This is a genomic window from Thiohalobacter thiocyanaticus (assembly GCF_002356355.1).
Taxonomy (GTDB): domain Bacteria; phylum Pseudomonadota; class Gammaproteobacteria; order Thiohalobacterales; family Thiohalobacteraceae; genus Thiohalobacter; species Thiohalobacter thiocyanaticus_A.
Genome location: NZ_AP018052.1, coordinates 2,121,365 through 2,146,050 on the forward strand (window position 1 = coordinate 2,121,365; position 24,686 = coordinate 2,146,050).

Genomic DNA, 24,686 nt, shown 5'->3' on the forward strand with positions numbered 1-24,686 from the left:
GTAGGAAATGGAGACTTCTGCCACCACCCACGCCGATCTGCTGGAGCTGCGCGACGAGCGCGGCGTAATGCAGGAGGGTTTCCATTTCCTGGACGAAAAGCGCTTGATGCTGGCGACGGAATGCCTGCGCGAGCTCAACGAACTGGAGACGCTCGAGATTGACGCCGTGGCCGGCCGTGAGCGGGTGCGCGAGGCGCTGCGCGCCCTGGTACGCGAACAGGGCCTGGCCGGCAGCCGCACCCTGCCCGCGTTGCTGCAACTGACGACCGACTTTCACTTTCTGCGCCGCAACTTTCTCGGCACCCGCGTGCTCAGCGGTGATCCGGGTCTGTTGGAGGAACCGGTCAGGCAGCTGTCGCGTGAGGCCCCGGGACGCGACTGCGCCGAGGCCGTGGTCGAATGGCTGCGTCGGCTGGCACGCATGGCGGTCCTGACGCATAATCTGACGGCACTGGTGGCCGACTACCGGCGCACCGAGCGTCGCGCACGGGCCATCGAGGATGTACTGCTGCCCGAAAACGAACAACGCATCCATGAGCTGGAGGACCGGCTCGAAGACGTCGACCAGGAAGAGGCCATCCGCGTGCGCCTGTCCCAGTCGACCGACTGAAACTGTCGCACAAGCACATGAACACCCAACGCCTGCGCATTCATCTGACGCTGTCCGCCGACGAGGTACTGCGCTACTACCGCGGCGAGGTCGACAGCGTCCTGGCCCGGACCCCGGACGGGATTTCGGTGCGCTTTCCGGTGGAGGCCCTGCGCCCCCATGTGCTGCGGAACGGGGTACAGGGCTGGTTCGAGCTGGAGTTCGACGGCAACCGGAAGTTCGTCGCCCTGCATCGCATATCGGACTGATTCCTCAGTATCGTAGGTTGGGTCAGGCGCGCAGCGCCGTAACCCAACAGGTTGCAGCCGCGATTTGTCGGGTTACGCTGCGGCTGACCCGACCTACGCAGTACGCCCCACATTGATCCCGATCGACAGCCGGCTGTCGCCGGAAAGGTTCGGTGTCACCCAGTGCAGCGCATCGGGCGCAAACAACACCATCCGCCCGGCCCGCGGCCGCACCAGCAGGCGCTGTCCTCCCTCCTCCACCGCCAGGCAGCCGGCGTTGTCCGGCACCTGGACATAGTAGACGCAGGAGACCAGTTCATCGTCGTCGTCATGGGTGTGCGGCAGGGTACGGCCGCCCGGCGGCGTGTCATTGAACCAGAAGCCGGCCCGATAATCGCCGGGGACACCGCCATGCAGCCGCGCAGTCACGGCGCAGGCCGCCCGCAGCACCGGCTCGATCGCCGGCAGGCGTTCGCGTCCGATATAGATGTTCTCGTAGCGCCCCGCGAAGAAATGGCTGCGTCGCTCCACGCCGGCGGCGAGCTGATCATGATAGGCCGGCAGCAGTTCGCGGTTCAGGGCCGCGGCCCCGGGCAGATCCAGTACCTTCACAGGCGGGCAGTCGCGAAGCTCGATCGGAGATGGCATCATGTATAAAGCTTGATTCATACAGAATGTAGGTCGGGTTAGCGCAGCGTAACCCGACACTTGCCGGCGGATGTCGGGTTACGCCTTGCAGGCTGATCCAACCTGCGTCATTACCATCCGGTTTCCGCCAGGATGAGGTGTATAAGGAGCCAGAATTCTACCATGACCCGACTCCATCCCCGCCTGGAACAGGACTGTCACTACGTCAGCCGCCTGGATCTGTGCCACCTGCTGCTGATGAATGACTGCAATTATCCCTGGTGCATCCTCGTTCCCGACCGGGAGGACATCAGCGAGATCCATCAGCTGGAGGAAGCCGACCAGCAGCAGCTGATCCGCGAGTCCTCGCGCCTGGCCCGCGGCCTGACACGGCTGTACCGGCCGGACAAGCTCAACATCGCTGCCATCGGCAACCTGGTACCGCAGCTGCATCTGCATCACGTGGTACGTTATATCGGCGATCCGGCCTGGCCGAAGCCGGTGTGGGGCCATGCCCCCGCCCGTCCCTACACGACTGAAGCGGCGGACGAGGCCGTTGCACGTCTGCAGGAGGTCATCGCCCGGTCTGTGTAGGATGGGTGGAGACGCATCGTGCCGCAACCCATCACCGGAGCGGGTACGATGGGTTGCGCTGCGCTCCACCCATCCTACGCCTGCGCTTCCGTTTTCACCTTCTCTTCCTCCGACCTGACCAGAGTCAGCAGCGTCCACCCAGGTCCGAACTCCAGATCCCTGTCCTCGACGATCACGCGCAGCCTGCCGCGCGGATCGATGGCGAACAGCAGGATGCCCTTGTCGAAGTATTTTTCGTAATAGGCATCGAAATCGAAACTCTCGCTCAGCCTGGTCTCGTGCATCTCGGCGCCGAGGCTGATCCACTCGGCCAGATGCTGGTAGGTCAGTTCCCTGCTGAAGGCGATGTAGCCCGCCTCGGGTTTGTCCTGTGCCTTCTCGCCCTCTTCCCTGCTGAGCAGCGTATAGAGATTCCCTTCGCCGAATTCACGTCGATAGCGCACCACCGCCAGTGCATTGACCTCGCGCTGGGGTGACAATGCCAGCAGCCGGCCCAGTCCGACCAGGTCCAGCCGCCGGTCGGCATCCTGGGACACCGGATGACCGTAGAAGGTCTTCAAACCATGCATGCGTGCAGTGCGCACATAGGACCAGTTGGTATCGCACAGCAGACAATCATAGTCATGCTTGACCAGGCTCTCGGCCAGGGTGCGCGCCACCGGGTTGGCGCCGACGATGAGAAAACCGCTGGGTTCGGGCTCGGCCACCTTCAGCGCCCGCGCCAGCAGCCCCGCGGTCGCGCTCTGCAGCACCACAGTACCGATGATCACGATGAAGGTCAGCGGCACCAGCAATTCGGCGGCCGCATACCCCTGCTGCTGCAGTTGCAGTGAGAAGATCGCCGCCACGGCCGCAGCCACGATGCCGCGCGGGGCGATCCACGACAGCAGCGCACGCTCGCGCCAGTTCAGATTGGAACCGAAGGCCGCCACCATCACCTTGAGCGGCCGGGCCACGAACTGCAGAATGGCGAGTACCGCCAGTGCCGGCCAGCCGAGCGCCTGGATCTGGCCCAGATCGAGTCGCGCGGCGAGCAGGATGAACAGCCCGGAGATCAACAATACACTCAGGCTTTCCTTGAAATTGAGGATATGCTCGATGTTCAGGTCCTTGCGGTTGGCCAACCAGATGCCCATGACCGTCACGCTGAGCAGCCCGGACTCGGCCATCAGGGTATCGGAGGCGGCGAACACCACGAACACCAGTACCAGGGCCGCGACGTTATGCAGATACTCCGGCATCAGGTGCCGACGCAGGATCTGCTCCAGGGCGAAGCCGCCGCCACCGCCCACCAGCACTCCGATCAATATGGTCTTGGCGAACTGCAGCAGGGTATGTTCCAGCGCCTGACTGCCCTGGCCGGAGATGATGAATTCGAACACCAGCACCGCCAGCAGCGCGCCCAGCGGGTCGATGACGATCCCCTCCCAGCGCAGGATGTTGCTGATGCGGCTGTTGGGCCGCACGGTACGCAGCATAGGCACGATCACGGTCGGACCGGTCACCACCATGATGGCGCCGAACAGGATCGCGAGTTCCAGGGGAAAGGCAAGCAGATAATGAGTGGCCAGGCTGACCACGGCCCAGGTGACCAGCACCCCGCTGCTGACCATGCGTCGCACCACCGTCTCCAGCCCGGCGATCTCGCGAAAGCGCAGCGTGAGCGCCCCCTCGAACAGGATCACACCGACCGACAGGGAGATGATGGGAAACAGCAATTCGCCGAACAGGGCATCCGGGTTCAGCCAGCCGGTCACCGGGCCGGCAACGATACCGGAGAGCAGCAGGAACAGGATCGCCGGCAGCTTGACCCACCAGGCGAACCACTGACACAGGATGGCCAGCAGGCCGATCAGCGCCAGGGTCAGGAGGATATCGGTATGCATGCAGCTGCGGCTTTTCTATGGTTTAGGCTGCAGTCTATGCAATACCCATCGAAGGGACAAGATTGAACTGTGAACGGGCAGCCCCGTATTGCATCCTGATAAACCGGATTTCACTATATCCGTCATCCCCGCGCAGGCTGTAGGTCGGGTTAGCGCAGCGTAACCCGACATGCCATGAGTGCGTCGGGTTACGCCTTTCAGGCTAACCCGACCTACATCACTGCATGGAACCTCAGCTGTCCTCGGCCGGCAGCGGCTGCTTGATGCTGACCGCGCCGCGCACCTGGCCGGCGCTGTAGCCGACAGCCTGGTCATGGGGATAGGCCGATTCGATGGCCTGCCTGACATCGGCCGGCATCTGCTCGCGCTCGCCATGGCAGGTCAGGCATACCGGCTTGGTGCCGATGGCCTTCATGTAGCGGAAGTAGCGCTGGCCGTCGGCCTCGGTCACGACCTCGGTGAATTCGAGCTCAGCCGGTTTTCTGCCCGCCTCGACCTGATGGTGAAACTCTTCCAGTACCCCGGCCTCCCAGTCGTCGGCCATGCCCAGCATGGGGTTGCGCACGCGGTCGCTGACCCGGGTGACCCGCCAGCCGTTGCGGCGCGACAATTCGCCGGCGATCTGCGGCGCGACGTCGCGGCAGACGGTGATGGCCGCGGCCGGGCCGGCGGTCTTCATCTCCTGCTGCAGGGTCCCGCCCAGCTTCTGGATCAGTTCCATGGAGGCATTGCGCGCCGCTTCGGTGCGTGCGGCCTCATCCACCTCGGCCAGCACCGTACCGGAACCGGCAACAACAGCCGACAGCAGTACCGATTTCAGGATGGTTCCGTGCATGGTGATCTCCTTGATTGTTCAGACCTGGCAGCGAGTCTAGCCAACACTGGCCGTGGCGGACTTGGCCTGGATCAAGAATCACAACGATACCCGGAGATGGATTACCAGAAGCGCACCCGGCCGGTATCCAGGTGGATGAAATTGGATTTCGGGTAATATCCCACGCCGCCGGCCTGCAGCGCCAGCGCCGCCTCGCGCAGCCTGGACAACTTCACGCCCGGCAGACGGACGTCGATGGCGCGGCCCTGCATGTGCAGGCTGCGCTTGGCCACGCCGTTGCTCTGGCTGCTCAGCATGGCATTGGTGGCAGGCGAGCGGTAGCCGGAAATGACGTGGTAGGGGCGCTCCACGCCCACCGAGCGCTGCAGCACGTAGAGCTGATCGAGCAGGGCCGGATCCATCTCCCAGACCTCGCCGCTGCGGTGATCGCGCAGCAGATGATTCAGGTCGGTCAGGGCGGAACTGGCATAGTCGCCATCGCGCCAGTAAACCACCTCGGTGGACTCACCGGTGTGCAGGTTGTGCAGGGCCAGTTCGCGCCGCGTCGGCGTTCCGATGCGGGCCAGTGCCGCCGGGCTGCTCAGGAGCGCGCCGAGACCGGCGATATTCTTGATAAAGCCTCGTCTATTCAAATGCTTGGTCATAAACAGTCCATCTTGTTCAAAGTCTTGGGCAGGTACAGACATGCATTGCCCGTGCCACAGTTCAGGCCCCAGTATACCGTCACGACGGAAAAATTCCGGGAAGCCGTTCAGAAAATCGGGTTATTGGACGGCCGCTTCGGATTCGGATTCCGCCTGCGTCCCCAACCACTGCGCCATGCGGCGGTCCCGGCCATAAACGTCATTGACGAAATGAGCCCGACCTTCGTCATCGACCCACACCGTCCAATACAGCACGTACACGGGCAGCGGTTCGGGCAGCCGGATGCTGCGGGTCTCCCTGCTTGCGATCACTTCGCGGATCGCGTCTGCGCTCCAGTCCTCCTCCGTCCCGGCGAGTACCCGCTCGGCCAGTGCGACCGGTTCCTCCACCCGGATGCAGCCCGAACTGAAGGTGCGCACGGTACGCTCGAACAGGTGCCGTGCCGGTGTATCGTGCAGGTAGACATCGAAACGGTTGGGCAGCATGAACTTGATCCGGCCCAGACTGTTCTGCGGCCCCGGGTCCTGGCGCAGGCGATAGGGAAACTGGGCCGGCCGCACCCGCTGCCAGTCGATTTCGGCGGGATCGATCTCCCTGGCCTCCGGACTCCAGCCCTCCAGGATCCGGTAGCCGTTGGCGGCGAGATAGCCGGGATCGGCAATCTGCTGCGGAAGCAGGTCTTCGCGCATGTTGCGCTCGGGCACATTCCAGTAGGGATTGAACACCAGATAGCTCATGCGGCCGACAAAGGCCGGCGTCGAGCGGTAGGGCTTGCCGATGATCACACGCATGTCCTGCGTGACCTGATCGTGCTCGACCAGCTGCAGTCGGAAACCGGCGATGTTGACCATGATGTGACGCGTACCCAGATCGTGCGGCAGCCAGCGCCAACGCTCCAGATTGAGCAGGATCTGCTGAATACGCTCGGTGGCTGTCACATTCAGCGCCTGCAGCGTATCCGGGCCGACGATGCCGTCGGGCTCGATGCCACGCAGCTGCTGGAACCTTTTCAGCGTCTGTTCCAGGTGGGAATCGAACAGGTATTCGTCGCCTTCCCAGTCCACCGGAAATCCCTCCAGCCACAACCGCTGGCGCAGCGTGGCCACGCGCAGGTCGCGCGCGCCCGGCCGCAGCAGCGGCCCGGGTTCCAGGGCCGGCCAACCGCCGCTTGCGGCCAGGCCGCGATAGCGCACCAGCAGGTCCTGGAGTTGTCGGTATTCGGGGTGCGGCGGCGCCAGGGCGGCGAGCGTCGCTTCCAGGCGGGTGTTGTCCAGCACCCGGGCCAGCAACGCCTCGGCATCCAGGCTGTCCGGCTCGATGTGCCATGCCGGATCGATCAGCTGCGGGCGGTTGCGGCCGCTGTACAGATGTCGGGCATAGGCCAGAAAAGCATCGGTCAACAGGACATCGATCTGGACCAGGTCAGCCTCCGGCCTGCTCGGCAGCAGCGCCATCAGTTCATGCAGGTGATAATCGCTGACCGACAGGCCATGTTCGGGACTCTGCTCGAGGATCGCGATCAGTTGCTTCGCGGCCGGGACCGGTCGGCGTTCGAATATATCCCACCAGACCGGAAGGTAGCCGCGCTGGGAATAGAACCGCTGCAGCGCCTCCCAGTCCAGGCCACGGCAGGTCATCTGCGTCTCGGCACGGGTGACGAAGTGTTCGATTCCATTGCGCAGATCGACGCTGTCGGGACCGGCCGCGGCCGCCGGCCATGCCGTCAGCAACAGGGCGTATGCAAACAGACGTCGGAGAATATTGAGGAAAAACGGTTCAGACACGATTTTGAACGGTAATGGGATGATCCGATGACCCGGCTGCAGGGCGGGACCGCAGGCGGGTCACAGCGTTTCGATGTGCTCCACCACCAATTGTAAACTGCATTGGCCGCGAAAGGCATTACTGTCGGCCCGGTAGGCCAGATGCAGTTCCGCGCCCGCCTCCAGCACATGCTGCGCCGCCGCGTGAAAGGCGATGGCATCCAGGTTCCGGCCGGAGCGCGGTTCGCGCAGTTGCAGCTTGAGGTGATGCTCACCGACCACGCGCTGGCCGACCAGTTCGAAATCGCCGTCGAACACCGGTTCGGGAAAGGCCTGCCCCCAGGGACCGGCGGCCCGCAGTAGTTCGGCGGTCTCCAGGCTGAGCTCGTCCGGGGCGAGTTCACCGTCGCTGTATACAACCCCATGCAGGGCCTGTTCATCCAGGTGCCGGCGCACCTCGGCATCGAAGGCGGCCTTGAACTCAGCCAGCGCGGATTCGGCCAGGCTCAGTCCCGCGGCCATGGCGTGACCACCGAACTTGCGGATCAACTCCGGATGGCGCGCGGCAACGGCGTCAAGCACATCGCGGATATGCAGTCCCGGCACCGAGCGGGCCGAGCCCTTGAGTTCATCCTCGCCGGCGCGCGCAAAGGCGATCACCGGACGGTGCCAGGCCTCCTTGACCCGCGCGGCCAGGATCCCGATCACACCCTGATGCCAGTCCGGATTGTACAGGCACACCCCGACCGGCAGTTCGGCCGCTTCGTCCAGGTGCAATGCCTCCAGTTCGCGCAGCGCCTCCTCCTTCATCTGCGTCTCGACCTCGCGCCGCTCGCGGTTCAGGCCGTCCAGGGTGGCGGCCAGGCTGCGCGCCTCGGCCATGGAGTCGGCCAGCAGGCAATCGATGCCGATGCGCATATCCTCCATGCGCCCGGCGGCATTGAGCCGGGGGCCGACGGCGAAGCCGAGGTCGGAAGCCACGCAGCGCCTCGGGTCGCGCCCGGCCGCCTGCAGCAGCGCGGTGATGCCCGGCACGCACTGGCCGGCACGGATGCGGCGCAGGCCCTGCTCGACCAGGATGCGATTGTTGTGATCCAGCGGCACCACATCGGCCACCGTGCCCAGCGCGACCAGATCCAGCAGCGCGGCCAGATTGGGCTCGTCGATCCCGCGGGCATTGAACCAGCCGGTCTCACGCAGCCGGGCCCGCAGGGCCGACAGGACATAGAAGGCCACCCCGACGCCGGCGAGGTGCTTGCTGGGGAAGGGGTCGCCCGGCAGGTTGGGATTGACGATGGCCTCGGCCGGCGGCAGCACTGCGCCCGGCAGGTGATGGTCGGTCACCAGCACCTGCACCCCGGCGGCCTGGGCAGCGGCCACCCCCTGGTGGCTGGAGACGCCGTTGTCCACCGTCATGATCAGATCGGGCCGGCGTTCAAGTGCAACGTCGACGATCTCGGGCGTGAGTCCGTAGCCGTACTCGAAGCGGTTGGGCACCAGGAACTCGACCTGACGCGCACCCAGGGCGCGCAGCGCCCGCACGCACAGGGCGCTGCTGGTCGCGCCGTCGGCATCGAAATCGCCGACGATCAGGATGCGGCTGTCGCCGGTCAGCGCATGCTCCAGCAGATCGACCGCCGTAGCCAGCCCACCCAGCTGCTCCGGCCGGTGCAGACGTTTGAGCGCATGCTCCAGCTCTTCCGGACGGCTCACGCCACGCGCGGCATAGACGCGGCGCAGCACGGCCGGCAGGCTGTCGGGCAGTTCGGCGGGATCGACCTGCGGCTCGCGGCGGACGATGCGTTTGTGGCGGGACGGATGCGTCATGGACTCGATGTATATTGGTGATTCTCGTGATTGCGGGTACCCAGAGGGAATGACACTTAGTTAGCCGTCATTGCGAGCGCAGCGTGGCAATCTCATACTGCAGAATCAACCGGTTGGAGATTGCCACGGCGCTACGCGCCTCGCAATGACGAATAAATCATTGGTTCCTTAAGCCTGTAGGTCGGGTTAGCGCAGCGTAACCCGACAGGTCAGCCATGGGCGCGTCGGGTTACGCCTTTCAGGCCAACCCGACCTGCATGACTGCGTCTGCTGGTCATTGCAGGTATGCGGAAAATCGCTTGTCGCGGCGCCAGAACCGGAAGCGATGCCGGCCTTGGTAGTGAAAAACCGCGCCGTTGCAGGGCAGCAGGCTGACCCGTTGCACTCTGCCTGAACGCACGGCGGCGAGCAGCGGCTGGAACCAGGCGGCCTCCAGTTCCATGACGGCCTGCGACCAATGTTCAAGATCCCGATAGGCCAGCGGCTGCAGCAGTCCCGTCAGGTGAATCCAGTGCTGCCCCGGACCCACCGAGGCCAGCCAGTGGGCGGGATCGGCGGGCAGCGGCCGGGCGTTGACCGACAGGTGCCGGCCGATGCCCTGCACCAGCGGATCATCGGCCCACAGGGTCCTGAACTCCGTCTGGCCGTCGACCAGCTCGCCTTCGCCCCAGAGCCAGATACCGTTGATCATGGGCCGGCCGGACTGCTGGCGCTGCTGGTTCACCGGCTGCTGGAACAGCAGCATCTGCCACTCGTTGAGCAGGGCATGCCAGCGGGAGGAGTCGCGACCTGCCGGCAGCAGGGGATCGATGTCACGGCCGCGGGCATACGGCAGCGGAGTCGTGGTGATGCCGGCTGCGTCCGGCAGGTGCAGGTACCAGTGCTCCGGCGTCACGCATTCCAGCCGCATACTGCTGTCCGCCTCGAAGGCGTTGAAGGCAGCGCACAAGGCCCGCGCTTCCCCGGCAGTGACATTCAGATCGGCATCGAACAGAAGCACCCGGTCCTGGTCGGCGCGCAGATGCACCGGATCGGCGCACAGCAATTCACCCGGACCGCCCATGCCGCCGGTCTCGCCGAGGTAGCGCAGCCGGGCCGCGGGCAGCGCGCCGCGCGGATAGCCGCCGAGTCCGGCCAGCGCCTCGAATGCATCACGCGGCCCGCGGCCGCGATCGGCGCGGGACAGCAGACGGCTCAGCGCCGGTACCGCGGGCAGGTCGATCTGCGCCGGGTCGAGGCCGGCCAGCGGCCCCAGAAGGCCGGGAATGCACAGGCTCAGTTCGATCAGTTCAATTGCCTTCCATCCCCTTGAGGATGGCATCGCGCACCGCGTCCAGGGTGGCATCGATGGTCAGCATGGTCCCGTCGGCCCGGCACTGGCTGATGGCGGTATCCGGATCCTTCAGACCGTTGCCGGTCAGGGTGCAGACGATGGAACTGCCCTCGGGGATCTTCCCGTTCTTCACGTCGCGCAGCGCGCCGGCCAGCGAGGCGGCCGAGGCCGGTTCGCAGAACACGCCCTCGTTCTGCGCCAGCAGTTTCTGCGCAGCCAGGATCTCCTCATCGGTGCATTCGTCGAACCAGCCGCCGGACTCCTCCCTGACCTTCCAGGCCTGGTCCCAGGACTGGGGATGGCCGATGCGGATGGCCGTGGCCACGGTGTCGGGATCGTCCACCATGGCGCCGCGCATGAAGGGCGCGCTGCCCGCGGCCTGGTAACCGATCATCTTCGGCCGGTTGCCGACGATGGCGCCGCCGGCGTAGCTGCAGTGACCCTTGCAGAAGGTGCAGGCCTCGGTCACGTGATCGCCCGAGCCGGAGGAGTACTCGCAGTAGCCGATCCAGTGGGCGGTGATGTTGCCGGCATTGCCCACCGGCAGACAGTGATAATCCGGGGCCCGACCCAGTTCCTCGACGATCTCGAAGGCGGCCGTCTTCTGGCCCTGCAGCCGGTAGGGATTGATGGAATTGACGATGGTCACCGGCGCGGCCTCGGCCACCTCCTTGACCAGACGCATGCCGGCATCGAAGTTGCCGCGGATCTGCAGCACCACCGCACCGTGCATCATGGCCTGGGCCAGTTTGCCCATGGCGATCTTGCCCTCGGGAATGAGCACGAAGGCGGTGATGCCGGCGCGGGCGGCATAGGCCGCGGCTGCCGCCGAGGTGTTGCCGGTGGAGGCGCAGATGATGGCCTTGCTGCCCTCCTCCACCGCGCGCGTGACCGCCATGGTCATGCCGCGGTCCTTGAACGAGCCGGTCGGGTTCAGGCCCTCGAATTTGACGTAGATGTCGACCTCCTTGCCGATCACACGCGGGATGTTGTTCAGCCGGATCAGCGGCGTGTTGCCCTCGCCCAGGCTGATGATGCGGGTGTCGTCATGGACGGGCAGCCGGTCGCGGTACTTGTCGATCAGACCGGTGTAGCGGGTACGGAATGGCATGGTGGGCCCTCGGTTTGATGTATATAAAACTGAACCACGTAGGTCGGGTTAGCGCAGCGTAACCCGACATGCCCGGCGGACTGCGTCGGGTTACGCCCTGCCGGGCTAACCCGACCTACGCCACTTGGCGCCCTTGGCGCCTTGGCGGTTCAAGAATATTCAAATCAGTTCAACTCGCATCCAGATGCTCGAGACGGATGCGGGTAACCTTGTCCTCGATGTGCTCCAGCGCCTCGATGGCGGCGATGGCCTCGTTCATCGCCCCCTCGGTGACCCGGTGGGTTAGGATGATCACCGGCACCCGGGTCGCGCCTTCGACCGGTTCCTTCTGCAGGATGGCCTCGATGCTGATTGCGCGCTGGGCCAGGATGCGGGTGACATCGCTGAGCACGCCCGGCTTGTCCTGGGCGCACAGGCGCAGGTAATAGGCCGTCTCCACTGCCTCCATGGGCAGGATGGGCGTATCCGACAATGCATCGGGCTGGAAGGCCAGGTGCGGCACCCGGTTCTCGGGATCGGCGGTCAGCACCCGGGTGACATCGACGATGTCGGCCACCACGGCCGAGGCGGTCGGCTCGGCGCCGGCGCCGGCGCCATAGTACAGGGTGGGGCCGACGGCATCACCCTTGACCAGGACGGCGTTCATCACGCCGTCGACATTGGCGATCAGGCGCCGCTCCGGGATCAGGGTGGGATGCACCCGCAGTTCGATGCCGTCCGGGGTGCGGCGGGAAAAGCCCAGGTGCTTGATGCGGTAGCCGAGTTCGCCGGCATAGGCCACATCGTCGCGGGTGATGTTGCTGATGCCCTCGGTGTAGGTGCGGTCGAACTGCAGCGGCACGCCGAAGGCGATGGAGGCCAGGATGGTCAGCTTGTGCGCGGCGTCGATGCCCTCGACGTCGAAGGTCGGATCGGCCTCGGCATAGCCCAGCGCCTGGGCCTCGGCCAGCACGTCGGCGAAGTCGCGGCCCTTGTCGCGCATCTCGGTGAGGATGAAGTTGCCGGTGCCGTTGATGATGCCGGCCATCCACTCGATCTGGTTGGCGGCCAGGCCCTCGCGCACCGCCTTGATGATGGGGATGCCGCCGCCGACCGCGGCCTCGAAGGCCACCATCAAGCCCTGGTCCTGGGCCGCCTTGAAGATCTCGTTGCCATGCAGGGCGATCAGCGCCTTGTTGGCGGTGACCACGTGCTTGCCGTTCCCGATCGCCCTGAGCACCAGTTCCTTGGCCGGAGAATAACCGCCGATCAACTCGACGATGATGTCGATCTCCGGGTCGTCGACCACCTTGAAGGCGTCGTCGGAAACCTGAATGCCCTCGATGCCGGGCAGACGCGCCGGGTCGTATTCGCGCGCCGCGGCGTGCACGATCTCGATGCCGCGGCCGGCACGGCGCGCGATCTCCGCGGCGTTGCGCCGCAGCACGTTGAAGGTGCCGCCGCCGACGGTACCCAGGCCCAGCAGGCCGACCTTGACCGGTTTCACTTCAGTTCACTCCTTGTTGTCTTGAATGGCCACGGAATACACGGAAGAACACGGAAAAATGCAAGTCAAAGGACATAAAAATAGACAAAAATCGTCATTCCGGCATGCGCCGGTATGACGGGAAAACTGTCAGGCATTGATGTTTCAATGCATCATGCTCTTTCCGTGTTTTTCCGTGTATTCCGTGGCCATGATCATGTTCGCATTCACCCCGCCGAGGCCTTCTTCTGGTCCCGCCGGAACATGTCGCGGATGCCGCGCACCGCCTGGCGGGTACGGTGTTCATTCTCGATCAGGCCGAAGCGCACATAGTCGTCGCCGTAGTCGCCGAAGCCGATCCCCGGCGAGACCGCCACCCTGGCCTCGGCCAGCAGCTTCTTGGAGAACTCCAGCGAGCCCAGGTGCCGGTACTGTTCGGGAATGGGCGCCCAGACGAACATGGTTCCCTTCGGCTTCTCCACTTCCCAGCCCAGGGCGTTGAGGCCGTCGCACAGCACGTCGCGGCGCTTGCGGTAGAGTTCGCGAATCTCCTCGACACAGTCCTGCGGCCCTTCCAGGGCGCTGATGGCCGCGACCTGGATGGGCGTGAACATGCCGTAATCGAGATAGGATTTCATCCGCGCCAGCGCGGCGACCAGGGTCTCGTTGCCGCACATGAAACCGACCCGCCAGCCGGGCATGTTGTAGCTCTTGGACAGGGAAAAGAACTCCACCGCCACCTCGCGCGCCCCCGGTACCTGCAGGATGGACGGTGCGGTGTAGCCGTCGAACACCAGGTCGGCATAGGCCAGGTCCTGCACCACCCAGATCTGGTGTTCGCGGGCGATGGCCACCACCCGTTCGAAGAACTCCAGGTCCACGCACTGGGTGGTCGGGTTGCCGGGGAAGTTCAGCACCAGCATCTTGGGCTTGGGCCAGGAATCCTTGATCGCCTTCTCAAGTTCGACGAAGAAGTCGATGTGCGGCACCAGCGGCACATGGCGGATATCGGCGCCGGCGATGACGAAGCCGTAGGGATGAATGGGATAGGCCGGGTTGGGCACCAGCACCGCATCGCCCGGCCCCACCGTGGCCAGGGCCAGATGCGCCAGGCCCTCCTTGGAACCGATGGTGACGATGGCCTCGGTCTCGGGATCCAGATCCACGTCGTAGCGCTGCTTGTACCAGCGGCAGATGGCCCGGCGCAGCCGCGGGATACCGCGCGAAAGCGAATAACGGTGGGTGTCCCGGCGCTGGGCGGCCTCGACCAGCTTGGCGACGATGTGATCCGGCGTGGGCTGATCGGGATTGCCCATGCCGAAGTCGATGATGTCCTCCCCCCGCGCTCGCGCCTTTGCCTTCAACTCGTTGACAATATTGAAAACATAGGGAGGAAGGCGTTTGATGCGCTGAAATTCGTCCAACAAGGCTGGGTACCCGAGTCTGTGTGCTGCCGGTTTATGAAATCGAACGCTGCAATTTACTTAAATTGCGCCGGATATACAAGAGAGACAACACACAGATCCAAAACTAGCTTACTGAATTTTATAAGGTTATACGCATGCCGCGGATTGAGCCCCGTAGGTCGGGTTAGCCCGGCAGGGCGTAACCCGACGTGATCCACACAGACATGTCGGGTTACGCTGCGCTAACCCGACCTACGCATACCGGGACGCCGTCTTGCACCCGGGTGCCGCGGGCGACTATCTTGTGTCCATGCACTTCGCCCAGGACACCAATACCGGCAGCTACGCCATCCGCGGCTATGGCCCCGGCGAGATCCGGATCAACGAGGATGTCTACCGGGAAAGCCTCATCATCTCGGCCACCCGGCTGAGCACCGACTGGCCGCCCGAGACCATGGCCGAGTTGCAGCTGGAGCACATCGATGTCCTGCTCGGAATGGAACCCGAGATCCTGGTGCTGGGCACGGGAGCGAGCCTGCGGTTTCCGCAAGCGGCCATCATGCACCGGGTCCAGGCCGCCGGGGTGGGGTTGGAGGTGATGGACACCGCCGCGGCCTGCCGCACCTTTGCCGTGCTGGCCTCGGAGGACCGCAATGTGGTGGCGGCGTTGATGATGATCTGAGCGCAAACCTTATACGCATGGGGGAAGCGGACGTAGGTCGGGTTAGCCTGAAAGGCGTAACCCGACAGGATTCGCGCTGTATTGTAGGGTTACGCTGCGCTAACCCGACCTACATTTCTGCTTCTTCTGGATCCCGGCGTGCGCCGGGATGACGAAAGGGAAATTATTCAGGGATTACCTGATTCATCGCAACAGCGCATCATGGGAGAAGCCCTCGCTCTCCAGTATCTCGCGCAGACGCCTGAGCGCATCCATCTGGATCTGACGCACCCGTTCACGGGTCACGCCGATCTCCCTTCCCACTTCCTCCAGGGTACAGGTCTTGTGGCCGTGCAGGCCGAAGCGGCGCTCCACCACATCGCGCTGCTTGGGGTTGAGTTGATCCAGCCAGAAGTCCAGATTGTCGTGGACGTCATCATCGGCCAGCAGGTCGGAGGGGTCGGGGTTGTTCTCGTCCGGCAGGGCATCGAGCAGCGAGCGATGCGAGTCGCCGCCGATGGGTGAGTCCATCGAGGCAGTCTTCTCGTTCAGCCCCAGCAGGCGCTCGACGTCCTCGAGCGGCTTGTCCAGCAACTCGGCGATCTCTTCGGGCGAGGGTTCATGGTCGAGTTTCTGCGCCAGCTTGCGCGCCGCACGCAGATAGACGTTGATCTCCTTGACGATGTGAATCGGCAGACGCACGGTGCGGGTCTGGTTCATCAGCGCCCGCTCGATGGTCTGGCGGATCCACCAGGTGGCATAGGTGGAGAAACGGAAGCCGCGCTCGGGATCGAACTTCTCCACCGCGCGGATCAGGCCCAGATTGCCCTCCTCGATCAGATCCAGCAGGGCCAGGCCGCGGTTCATGTAGCGCCGGGCGATCTTGACCACCAGCCGCAGGTTGCTCTCGATCATCCGCTGGCGGCCGGACTCGTCGCCGCGCTGGGCCAGGCGTGAATAGTAGACCTCTTCCTCGGCCGTCAGCAGCGGCGCGAAGCCGATCTCGTTCAGGTACAGCCGGGTGGCATCGATCTGGTGATCCGGCACGGCACCGGCCTCGAACACGACCTCCTCTTCGGCTGCGGGCTGTTCAAGTTCGGGGTCTTCGTCGTTGTCTTCGAGTTGCGCGGCCTGGATGCCGCTGGCGGAAATGTCGACCTTCGGATTCTTTGCCATGGGATTCCCCTCGCTTCATTATCCCGGCAAGACTGCATCAGTGGCGACGCGGCAGGTACTGCAGCGGATCCACCGGCTTGCCTTTACGGCGGATCTCGAAGTGCAGCTGGGTTCGGTTGGTCCCACTGCTGCCCATCAGGGCCAGCACCTGCCCGGCCTTGACCACATCGCCCTCGCTGACCAGCAGCTTGTCGTTGTGACCATAGGCACTGAGATAATCCTCACTGTGCTTCACGATGATAAGCCTGCCATAACCGACAAGTCCACTGCCGCTGTAGACGATTCTTCCCGCCGCCGCCGCGCGGATTTTTTCGCCTTTTTCCCCACTTATTGTAATGCCTTTCTTGCCGGGCGAGTTCGGGTCGAACGGGCGCAGGATCCGGCCCTGCACCGGCCAGCGCCAGGTGCTGACCCGATCCGGATAGCTGTAACGGTCAGGGGCGGTCGTCGGGGCGCGCGGGGCGGGGCTGGAACGGACCCGGATATCCCGTTCGGGGGCGGGGGCCGGGCGCGATGCCGGAGCCGGTGCCGGCCGGGAATCTGCCCGGGCCGAGGGCGCGGCCGGGCGCAGCCGCAGCCGCTGATTCACATAGATGGTGTAGGGCGAACCGATGCCGTTCCAGCTGGCCAGCTGCTGGTAGTCCAGGCCGTATTTCCAGGCAATGGAATACAGGCTCTCGCCGCGCTCAACGCTGTGGTAGGACGGCCGGTCAAGATCGGGCTCGCCGCGTACACCGACCGGGGCCAGCGCACGCCCGCCGCAGCCGCCCAGCAGGACCGCCAGCAGCAGCAACCGGACGAACTGGGACAGCACCCGCCGCATCAGCCCCTCAGCAACAGATAGGCCACCACCCCGCCGCCGATCACCAGCCAGCCCAGGGCCTCGACATAGCGGTGCAGGGCCGCCTCCAGCCGCGGCCCGCCCCAGGCCAGCAGACCGGCCACCAGAAAGAAGCGCGCTCCGCGCCCCACGGCCGAGGCGATGATAAAAGGAAACAGCGCCATGGACAGGCTGCCGGCGGCGATGGTGAAGATCTTGTAGGGAATGGGCGAGAAGCCGGCGATGAACACCGTCCAGAACCCCCACTCGGCGAACCAGTCACGGGCATGCAGATACTTGTCCCAGTAGCCGGCCTCGTGCAGCAGCGGCTCGACCAGTTCGAAGGCGAACACGCCGATGGCGTAACCGAGGATGCCGCCGAGCACCGAGGCCAGTGTGGTCAGCCCGGCGTAGTGCCAGGCCCGGTCGGGACGGGCCAGGCTCATGGGGGCGAGCATCACGTCCGGCGGGATGGGGAAGAAGGACGATTCGGCGAAGCTCAGCCCGGCCAGGTAACGCTCGGCATGCGGATGACGCGACCAGCGCATCACCCGCGTATACAGGCCGCCGAACAGGCGCATCAGCCCAGCCCCCCCAGCAGCGGCACGAAGCTGACCAGTTCCAGGTTCTCCTGCTCGCAGACATTGCCGCGGCGGGTGATCACCGCCAGGCGCTGCTCGCGGGCGCTGCCGATGGGTGCGACCATGCGTCCGCCGTCGGCCAGCTGCTCCAGCAGGGCGGTCGGGATCTGCTCCGGGGCGGCGGTGAGCAGGATGGCGTCGAACGGCCCCTTGGAGGCCCAGCCGATGCTGCCGTCGCTGTGCTTGAGCTGGACATTGTGCAGCCCCAGACTGCGCAGGCGCTGGCGCACCTGGCGCAGCAGCGGATCGATCCGCTCGACCGTGAATACCTTCTCCACCAGCTGGGCCAGGATGGCGGCCTGGTAGCCCGAGCCGGTGCCCACCTCCAGCACCGTCTTCGGATTGCCCTTCATGATCTCCTCGGTCATGCGCGCGACAATGTAGGGCTGGGAGATGGTCTGGCCGTAACCGATGGGCAGGGCCGTGTCCTCGTAGGCGCGGCTGGACAGCGCCTCGTCCACGAACAGGTGGCGCGGCGTCTTGCGCATGACCTCCAGTACCGCCGGGTTGCTGATACCCTTGTCCTTGAGCCGCTGCACCAGCCGGTCGCGCGTGCGCTGCGAGGTCATGCCGATGCCGTCGTACTGTTTGCGCATCTACTGCTCCAGCCAGCCTGCCACCTTGTCCAGGGCGTCGTAGCGGGTCAGATCCACCTGGATCGGGGTGATCGAGACCGCGTGGTGACGCACGGCATGAAAATCGGTGCCCTGCCCCGCGTCCTGCTCGGCCCCGGCCGGGCCGACCCAGTAGATCGGCCGGCCGCGTGGATCCTCCATGCGGATGACCGGCTCGGACTTGTGGCGATGGCCGAGCCGGGTGGCCTGGAAGCCGGTCAGATCCTCCCAGGGCACATCCGGCACATTCACGTTGAGGATGGTATCGGCCGGCAGCGGGTCGCGCTGCAGCTTGTCCACCAGCCAGCGCGCCACCCGGGCGGCGGTGTCGAAGAACTGGGGCTGGGCGGCCACGCAGGAGACCGCAATCGCGGGCAGTCCCAGAAAACGGCCCTCCATGGCCGCCGCGACGGTGCCGGAGTAGAGCACGTCGTCGCCCATGTTGGCGCCGGCGTTGATGCCCGAGACTACGATATCCGGTTCCTGCTCCACCAGGCCGGTGATGGCCAGGTGCACGCAGTCGGTGGGGGTGCCATCGACGCTGTAGAAGCCGTTGTCCTGGCGGGTCATGCGCAGGGGGCTGTCCAGGGTGAGGGAGTTGGAGGCGCCGCTGCGGTTGCGGTCGGGGGCGACCACGGTGATGTCCCCCAGCGGGCGCAGGGCCTCGGCCAGGGCCGCCAGGCCCGGGGCATGATAGCCGTCGTCGTTGCTGAGAAGCAGGTGCATAGAGTGATTCGAAAAAGTCGCGTTGTACCAGAATGAAATCATACTGGAAGCCCGGCGACCTGTCGCATGGTCATTGCGCCGGGGTTCGTGGCAAGATGCCCCCATGAGCAAGCCGCGTCGCCCCAAATCGACCCTGACCGAGGCCGACCGGGCGCTGTTCCGGGACAGTGTCGGGCCGGTGCGCCCCCTGCGCCGGGACCGGGTCGAACTGCGCCCGCCGCCGCCGACGCCACGGCCGCAGTTCCGTGAGCAGGACGATCTGGCCGTGCTGCGCGACATGCTCTCCGACGAATACGACCCGGCCGAGCTGGAGACCGGAGAGGAACTGCTGTTCGCCCGGCCCGGCCTGCAGCACCGGCTGCTGAAGCGGCTGCGGCGCGGCCAGTTCGCGGTCGCCGCCGAGTGCGACCTGCATGGCATGCGGGTACCGGAGGCGCGCCAAGCCCTGGTGGCCTTCCTGAACCGCTGCCGGCGCAGTCAGCAGACCTGCGTGCGCATCATCCACGGCAAGGGCCACGGCTCGGTACAGCGCATCCCGGTGCTCAAGCACAAGGTCGCCCGCTGGCTGCAGCAGCGCGACGAGGTGCTGGCCTTCTGCTCGGCCCGACCGGTGGACGGCGGCACCGGGGCGATCTATGTGCTGCTCAAGGCGCTGCGGTGAGGTGGTGCATCTCTGGGCTGGATGCTGTCAACGCAGTGATGTAGGTCGGGTTAGCGCAGCGTAACCCGACATGCCGCGGAGGGTGTCGGGTTACGCCTTTCAGGCTAACCCGACCTACGCCTTGGGCGATGTCAACGCGGAAACGCAGGGTTGTTCTTTCCAATAATTGAAACCTTTGCGCCTCCGCGTTCCCCTCGCCGCAGTCACTAGTCCCACTCCACCAGCTGCTCCAGCAGCACAGTGGCATAGCTGCCGGCAGGCAGGCCGAACTCCAGCCACAGATCGCCACCCTCCGGCGTCACCCGCAACCCTTCCACCCGTACCCGCAGGGCCCGGCGGTCCAGTTCCATCCCTGCCCGCTCCAGCCCCTCGCACAGCGCGGCTTCCGGTTCCAGGCAGGCCGCTTCCAGCCGCGCGCATTCATCGCCGGCCAGCGACTCGCCCCGCCCCCACAACGCCCCGGTGGGATGGATCTCCTGCGCGGCCAGGCGGGATTGAATCTCATCATCGCACGCCGGGACGGCGAACAGGGCGCTGCGCCCGTCCAGTTGCATCACATCGCCGGACAGGCAGCGATCCCAGTCACCGCGGCGCACCCGCTCGGCCAGAATCCGGTTGAACAGATAACTGCGGGCCGCGGACAGATACAGGCTGCGTTTCTGGCGCGGCAGGCGTCGGCGCGGATCGGCGAACATGCGCCGGGCCGCCGCCAGATTGCCGCCCTCCCGGCCGAAACGCTGCGCGCCGAAATAGTTGGGCAGGCCGCGGGAAGCGATCACCTCTGTCCGTTCCAGCAGGGCATCGACATCGCCGGTAAAGTCGCGCAGCCGCAGGCGGAAACGATTGCCGCGCAGCGCGCCCCGGCGCAGCTTGCGCGAATGCCGCCGCGCCTCGAGCACGGTCACGCCCTCGGCGTCCAGTACGGACCAGTCGGGATCCGCGCGCCCCGGCAGCTGCACCGAAAACCACTGCTCGGTCACGGCGTGGCGGTCCTTCAATCCGGCGTAGCTGACGTCACGTGATTTCACCCCGGCCAGGCGCGCCAGCTGCCCGGCCACCCAGTCGGTGTTCTGGCCGCGTTTGCGCACCCGCAACCAGGCATGCTCGCCCTGATCCGCAGGTTCCACCAGGGGCTGCTCGATGACGACGAAATCCTCGGGCTCGACGCGCAGCCGGCCGCGGCCGAGCGGCGGGCCGAAGGCAGGATGGTATTCCATTCGCTATCCTTTTGAGACTTGCGTGAATGGTGAACATGTGGACCCGTAGGTTGGGTCAGGCGCGGCAGCGCCGTAACCCGACGAATCCGGTCCGGGATGTTGGGTTACGCCATTTGGGCCAACCCAACCTGGGAATTTCACGAAATATGCAAACATCAATAATGGGTGGGCATGACGGGACGGGTTTATATCGGCACCTCCGGCTACCAGTACCGGCACTGGCGCGGCCCGGTGTACCCGCAGAAGCTGCCGCAGCGGGCCTGGTTCGACTATTACAGCCACCGCTTCGACACGGTCGAGATCAACAACACCTTCTACCGGCTGCCGGAAGCGGATACCTTCCAGCGCTGGCGCGAAGCCGCGCCGGCGGGCTTTGTCTACGCCCTCAAGGTCAGCCGTTATCTCACCCATGTCAAATACCTCAAGGCGCCGGCGCAGCCGGTCAGACGCTTCCTCGAACGCGCCCGGCTGCTGGGCGACGCACTCGGTCCATTGCTGATCCAGCTCCCGCCCCACTGGGGCCCGAACCTCGACCGCCTGGACGGTCTGCTCGCCTGCCTGCCGTCCGGCTATCGCTGGACCCTGGAACTGCGCCATCCGGGGTGGCTGGATGATACCGTATTCGACCGGCTCAGGGAGGCCGGCGTGGGATTGTGCATCCACGACCTGCTGCCGGAGCATCCCCGGATCGCCACCGCCGACTGGCTCTACCTGCGCTATCACGGCATCGATTACAGCCACCGCTACAGCCATCAGTATCTGACGGCCGAGGCGGAGCGGCTGGCCGACCGGGTCCGGGATGGAATGGATCTGTACGCCTACTTCAACAACGACGCGGCGGGTCATGCCTTTCACAACGCTGCCCAGCTGCGTCGTTATCTGCACGACCGGCTGTCATGGGGAAGCCGTTAGTGCTCAGGCAAGTGCAATGCGGTCATAGTAGCGGCCGCGGAACAGCAGTCTGGGCCGCTCGGCGGAATCGATGAAGGCGGTCCGGTCATGCAGCACATTGTTGCTGATCAGGCCCATGCCCGGCTGCAGGGTGCCGCGCAGAACGCAGCTGGATGACTCATCCTGCAGCAGGGATTCCAGACAGGCCCGGGCCTCCTGAACCGGACCCTCCGCCTTCCAGACGGCATTGCGTTGGCGCGCTGTATACCGCATGTGCAGGGCGCCGGTCTGCGGATCGATGCTGAATACCGGCCCGGAGCGGGCCGGTCGGGGGCTCCCGCCCGCCTGGGTACCGGCAGGAATGGTAAGCGCATCGGGCGCCATCAGCGCCCGGACATAGTCGGGGTTGAGATTGCGCAGCAGGATATAGGCGAGTTCGGGATCGAGCAGCCCGTTGCTGCCGCCGGCCGCCGCAGGCTGCGCACAGTGCAGCAGCAGTCCACGGATCTGCCGATCCGGGGCATTGTAGTAGCCGTCGGTATGCCAGCTGATGGCGCGGTCGGTATAGGGGATGTAGCCGCTTCGGGTTCCATCGGCCGCCACGCTCAGCGGGGTCAGGCCGTCGGAATCCGCCAGCCAGTTGCGATCGAGCCGCCGCAGACCGAAGCGTTGCCCCAGGGCCATCACCACATCGCGCTCCACGCCCGGCGGGCCGGCATAGATCACCATGTTGGCGCGCCGGATGCGGTCGGCCATCGCCTCGTACTCAGCCGTGGTCAGGCGATAGGGATCGCCGATCTCAACCACCAGGTCTTCCAACCGGCGGGGATAGCCGGCCAGCCTGGCCTCGCTCCAGCGCGCAAAGGCCGCGGGATTGTTCAGGTCAAAGGGATCGGGCATGCAGGCGGCATGCATGGAAGACATGATCTGCTCCGGCGTATCGGTACGACGCTCGGCAGTCTAACCCTGCGCACGCTGACAGGGTTTGACATGCATCAACCCCCCCCGCTCGGATGACGGTCTCATGAACAGATTCCAGACTGTGACGGCCATCATGGCCGCCGCCGTTCAGGCTCCTATCATGACGCCGTACCCGTAATCGCGATTTCGCACGGACGGATGCAGTACCCGCAAATCAACGGAGCGGTCATGGAACGAATCCTATCCCTCAATCACTTCCGGTATCTGATGGTATTCATCTTCACCGGAATATTCCTCATCCTGACACTCGTCCTGACAGGGATCACGGTCGCCAGCATCTGGCATGGCTTTGCCGGCGATACCGATCTGGTGGAATCGTTCATCAAGGCCATCAACACCGCCGTCGTCGCCCTGGCCACCTTCGAACTCGGGCTGGTCGTGCACAAGGAATACCGGAGCGACGAAACCCACGTCATCGTGGTGCTGCGCCGCACCCTGCCCCGCTTCATCAGTATCGTCTGCATCGCACTGGCGCTCGAGGGGCTGCTCATGGTGATCAAGTACAGTCAGCTGGAAATGGCCGGCAATCTGTTCTACCCCGTTGCCATCATCGTCAGCGCCGCCCTGCTGCTGGCCGCCCTCGGGGTGTTCCTGCGCCTGTCCGACGGAGTCGATGACAACCACTTCGATACCGGGATGCCGCAACACGCCGCGGCAGAAGGCTCGCCCGCGGGAATGCTGCATCCGGCAACTGACCCGCAGACGCCGTCCGGCATTTTGTGATGCCGTTCACAATTGCGGCGCCGGGGCTTGGATAGACTCTGGCTCAGGAACATGCATCAACGGATGAGGCGCGTGTCATGCACCGGCGCCTCGGCATGAGGCCGGGGTGCGCCGTCTGTGGAGTCCGTCATGATCACCCGACCGGTCTGGGCCCTGATCTTCAGCGCCACCCTGTTCCTGGTTGTCTCGACCAGCATCTATCTGCGCACTCATCCGGATACACTGTCAGGGCTGTTCACCCGCGAGCCCGAACCGCCGGAATACCGCATCGGCACCTTCTACGCCGAGGGCGCGGAAGGCACACAACAGATCATGGCCATCCATGATTTTCTGCGCACTCAGGACGGCGTGCTCTATGTCCGCATCGAGACCGGCAATTATTTCGTGATCAAATTCGACCGCAACCGCTTCGACTGGAAAAACGCCTGGCGCGCCATCCGCTACAACGACTGGGCAAAATTCAGCGCCAGCGATTTCGTGGTCTCCAGGCCCTGAGGTCCGCTGCCACTGCGGTTCAGCCGCACAACGGCCCCACCTGGTACCACCTCCGGCACTTGAACCGTTCCTCGCAGCGACGCAGCTGGGCACCGTATTCCCGCGCTGTGTGATCGACGCGATCGGCCACGCGCAGCAGCCACCTTTTGTTCCGGTAGGTGCCACGGCGGTAACCGCCATGGCCCTCATGGTAGGCGAGATAGAGGTTCTTCGGGTCCCATTTGGAAATACCGAGCACTCTGTTGCTCTTGTGGTTGTACCAGCCGACGAAATCCAGCGCGTCCTCCATATCCGAACGGCTCTTGAACAGGCCGCCGGTCTCGCGTCGGTAGTCCTTCCAGGCCGGGTCCTGGATCTGGGCATAGCCCTCGGCCGATGAGGGCCGCCCCAGCGGGATGAACAGGAACCACTCGAACGGCGGTTTGGCATCATGCCGGTAGCTGGATTCGTGGCGCACGAAGGCCATGAGGATATGCGCCGGCACGCCCCACCTGTCCTCCGACTGCTTGGCGTAGTCGTACCAGTCGGGATGCTGGTCGAACACCGCGCACAGGTCGTGCTGCTGTTTCGGCGGGCTGGCGGCGCAGCCGGCCAGGGCCAATACCAGCAGAATCATTGCCGTCCGTTTCATATTCAACATGGATACAGTCATCGCATTCCTACACCTTGTCGGGTTACGCCCTGTGGGCTAACCCGACCTACTCTTCTGACCCGACCTGCCCGCTTCACTCATTGCGGCGGAATCCTGTCG

26 protein-coding genes are annotated in these 24,686 nt (G+C 65.0%); 8 read left to right on the forward strand and 18 right to left on the reverse strand.

Annotated elements, in window-relative coordinates; genetic code table 11:
• The first annotated feature begins 7 nt into the window (after positions 1 to 7).
• Positions 8 to 610, forward strand: coding sequence for a V-type ATP synthase subunit D (locus tag CFK21_RS09855; protein ID WP_096366500.1), 603 nt, complete (start codon positions 8 to 10; stop codon positions 608 to 610).
• A 17-nt stretch (positions 611 to 627) separates the two neighbouring features.
• Positions 628 to 858, forward strand: a complete 231-nt coding sequence (locus tag CFK21_RS09860; protein WP_096366501.1) for a DUF2835 domain-containing protein — start codon at positions 628 to 630, stop codon at positions 856 to 858.
• 93 nt (positions 859 to 951) lie between these two features.
• On the opposite strand, the gene CFK21_RS09865 is transcribed toward CFK21_RS09860, so the two are convergent.
• Positions 952 to 1,488, reverse strand: coding sequence for a 2OG-Fe(II) oxygenase (locus CFK21_RS09865; RefSeq protein WP_157745595.1), 537 nt, complete (start codon positions 1,486 to 1,488; stop codon positions 952 to 954).
• 159 nt (positions 1,489 to 1,647) lie between these two features.
• Here CFK21_RS09865 and CFK21_RS09870 point away from each other — a divergent pair, with 159 nt between their 5' ends.
• Positions 1,648 to 2,058 carry an HIT domain-containing protein gene (locus CFK21_RS09870; RefSeq protein ID WP_096366503.1) on the forward strand — a complete coding sequence of 137 codons (411 nt, stop codon included), beginning with the start codon at positions 1,648 to 1,650 and terminating at the stop codon, positions 2,056 to 2,058.
• 74 nt (positions 2,059 to 2,132) lie between these two features.
• Here CFK21_RS09870 and CFK21_RS09875 read toward each other — a convergent pair whose 3' ends face one another.
• From CFK21_RS09875 to alaC, 9 genes are all read right to left on the reverse strand, one after another.
• On the reverse strand, positions 2,133 to 3,944 hold the full coding sequence (locus CFK21_RS09875) for a cation:proton antiporter (protein ID WP_096366504.1): 1,812 nt from the start codon (positions 3,942 to 3,944) through the stop codon (positions 2,133 to 2,135).
• 232 nt (positions 3,945 to 4,176) lie between these two features.
• Positions 4,177 to 4,779, reverse strand: coding sequence for a Tll0287-like domain-containing protein (locus tag CFK21_RS09880; protein WP_096366505.1), 603 nt, complete (start codon positions 4,777 to 4,779; stop codon positions 4,177 to 4,179).
• A gap of 101 nt (positions 4,780 to 4,880) precedes the next feature.
• Positions 4,881 to 5,423, reverse strand: a complete 543-nt coding sequence (locus CFK21_RS09885) for a DUF882 domain-containing protein (RefSeq protein ID WP_096366506.1) — start codon at positions 5,421 to 5,423, stop codon at positions 4,881 to 4,883.
• A 120-nt stretch (positions 5,424 to 5,543) separates the two neighbouring features.
• Positions 5,544 to 7,154: a L,D-transpeptidase family protein gene (locus CFK21_RS09890; protein ID WP_096366507.1), complete on the reverse strand. Its 1,611-nt coding sequence runs from the start codon at positions 7,152 to 7,154 to the stop codon at positions 5,544 to 5,546.
• Positions 7,155 to 7,268: 114 nt separating this feature from the next.
• Positions 7,269 to 9,014 carry a single-stranded-DNA-specific exonuclease RecJ gene (gene recJ, locus CFK21_RS09895; protein ID WP_096366508.1) on the reverse strand — a complete coding sequence of 582 codons (1,746 nt, stop codon included), beginning with the start codon at positions 9,012 to 9,014 and terminating at the stop codon, positions 7,269 to 7,271.
• Positions 9,015 to 9,288: 274 nt separating this feature from the next.
• Positions 9,289 to 10,335 carry a hypothetical protein gene (locus tag CFK21_RS09900; protein WP_096366509.1) on the reverse strand — a complete coding sequence of 349 codons (1,047 nt, stop codon included), beginning with the start codon at positions 10,333 to 10,335 and terminating at the stop codon, positions 9,289 to 9,291.
• On the reverse strand, positions 10,304 to 11,458 hold the full coding sequence (gene thrC, locus CFK21_RS09905; protein WP_096366510.1) for a threonine synthase: 1,155 nt from the start codon (positions 11,456 to 11,458) through the stop codon (positions 10,304 to 10,306). The genes CFK21_RS09900 and thrC overlap by 32 nt, the downstream gene beginning before the upstream one ends.
• Positions 11,459 to 11,627: 169 nt before the next feature.
• Positions 11,628 to 12,944: a homoserine dehydrogenase gene (locus CFK21_RS09910; RefSeq protein ID WP_096366511.1), complete on the reverse strand. Its 1,317-nt coding sequence runs from the start codon at positions 12,942 to 12,944 to the stop codon at positions 11,628 to 11,630.
• A gap of 206 nt (positions 12,945 to 13,150) precedes the next feature.
• The gene (gene alaC, locus CFK21_RS09915) at positions 13,151 to 14,350 is read right to left on the reverse strand and encodes an alanine transaminase (protein ID WP_172844287.1); all 1,200 of its coding nucleotides are present in this window, start codon (positions 14,348 to 14,350) and stop codon (positions 13,151 to 13,153) included.
• Positions 14,351 to 14,603: 253 nt separating this feature from the next.
• On the opposite strand from alaC, the gene CFK21_RS09920 reads away from it, so the two are divergent.
• A complete protein-coding gene (locus CFK21_RS09920) occupies positions 14,604 to 15,011 on the forward strand; it encodes an Mth938-like domain-containing protein (RefSeq protein ID WP_157745597.1) in 408 nt (135 codons plus the stop codon).
• A gap of 183 nt (positions 15,012 to 15,194) precedes the next feature.
• Here CFK21_RS09920 and rpoS read toward each other — a convergent pair whose 3' ends face one another.
• From rpoS to surE, 5 genes are read right to left on the reverse strand one after another with little or no spacing between them, the layout of a single operon-like run.
• Positions 15,195 to 16,166: an RNA polymerase sigma factor RpoS gene (gene rpoS, locus CFK21_RS09925; RefSeq protein WP_096366514.1), complete on the reverse strand. Its 972-nt coding sequence runs from the start codon at positions 16,164 to 16,166 to the stop codon at positions 15,195 to 15,197.
• 37 nt (positions 16,167 to 16,203) lie between these two features.
• A complete protein-coding gene (locus CFK21_RS09930) occupies positions 16,204 to 16,989 on the reverse strand; it encodes a peptidoglycan DD-metalloendopeptidase family protein (RefSeq protein WP_096366515.1) in 786 nt (261 codons plus the stop codon).
• Positions 16,989 to 17,567 carry a YqaA family protein gene (locus tag CFK21_RS09935; RefSeq protein WP_096366516.1) on the reverse strand — a complete coding sequence of 193 codons (579 nt, stop codon included), beginning with the start codon at positions 17,565 to 17,567 and terminating at the stop codon, positions 16,989 to 16,991. Before CFK21_RS09935 ends, CFK21_RS09930 begins: the two co-directional genes overlap by 1 nt.
• A complete protein-coding gene (locus CFK21_RS09940; protein WP_096366517.1) occupies positions 17,567 to 18,223 on the reverse strand; it encodes a protein-L-isoaspartate(D-aspartate) O-methyltransferase in 657 nt (218 codons plus the stop codon). The genes CFK21_RS09935 and CFK21_RS09940 overlap by 1 nt, the downstream gene beginning before the upstream one ends.
• Positions 18,224 to 18,967, reverse strand: coding sequence for a 5'/3'-nucleotidase SurE (surE, locus tag CFK21_RS09945; RefSeq protein WP_096366518.1), 744 nt, complete (start codon positions 18,965 to 18,967; stop codon positions 18,224 to 18,226). It lies immediately after the preceding gene.
• A gap of 103 nt (positions 18,968 to 19,070) precedes the next feature.
• On the opposite strand from surE, the gene CFK21_RS09950 reads away from it, so the two are divergent.
• A complete protein-coding gene (locus CFK21_RS09950) occupies positions 19,071 to 19,628 on the forward strand; it encodes a Smr/MutS family protein (RefSeq protein WP_096366519.1) in 558 nt (185 codons plus the stop codon).
• A 206-nt stretch (positions 19,629 to 19,834) separates the two neighbouring features.
• On the opposite strand, the gene truD is transcribed toward CFK21_RS09950, so the two are convergent.
• Entirely contained in the window at positions 19,835 to 20,845 is a 1,011-nt protein-coding gene (gene truD, locus CFK21_RS09955) for a tRNA pseudouridine(13) synthase TruD (protein ID WP_096366520.1), read from the reverse strand.
• Between the two features lie 171 nt (positions 20,846 to 21,016).
• On the opposite strand from truD, the gene CFK21_RS09960 reads away from it, so the two are divergent.
• The gene (locus CFK21_RS09960) at positions 21,017 to 21,757 is read left to right on the forward strand and encodes a DUF72 domain-containing protein (RefSeq protein ID WP_096366521.1); all 741 of its coding nucleotides are present in this window, start codon (positions 21,017 to 21,019) and stop codon (positions 21,755 to 21,757) included.
• Positions 21,758 to 21,760: 3 nt separating this feature from the next.
• On the opposite strand, the gene CFK21_RS09965 is transcribed toward CFK21_RS09960, so the two are convergent.
• Positions 21,761 to 22,660 (reverse strand): TauD/TfdA family dioxygenase, encoded by a 900-nt coding sequence (locus CFK21_RS09965; protein ID WP_231971494.1) that lies wholly within the window; start codon positions 22,658 to 22,660, stop codon positions 21,761 to 21,763.
• A 225-nt stretch (positions 22,661 to 22,885) separates the two neighbouring features.
• On the opposite strand from CFK21_RS09965, the gene CFK21_RS09970 reads away from it, so the two are divergent.
• Both CFK21_RS09970 and CFK21_RS09975 read left to right on the forward strand, forming a co-directional pair.
• Positions 22,886 to 23,440 (forward strand): hypothetical protein, encoded by a 555-nt coding sequence (locus tag CFK21_RS09970; RefSeq protein ID WP_178110274.1) that lies wholly within the window; start codon positions 22,886 to 22,888, stop codon positions 23,438 to 23,440.
• Positions 23,441 to 23,569: 129 nt separating this feature from the next.
• Positions 23,570 to 23,935: a hypothetical protein gene (locus tag CFK21_RS09975; RefSeq protein WP_096366522.1), complete on the forward strand. Its 366-nt coding sequence runs from the start codon at positions 23,570 to 23,572 to the stop codon at positions 23,933 to 23,935.
• Positions 23,936 to 23,954: 19 nt separating this feature from the next.
• On the opposite strand, the gene CFK21_RS09980 is transcribed toward CFK21_RS09975, so the two are convergent.
• Positions 23,955 to 24,566: a transglycosylase SLT domain-containing protein gene (locus CFK21_RS09980; RefSeq protein ID WP_441351066.1), complete on the reverse strand. Its 612-nt coding sequence runs from the start codon at positions 24,564 to 24,566 to the stop codon at positions 23,955 to 23,957.
• Between the last annotated feature and the right edge of the window lie 120 nt (positions 24,567 to 24,686).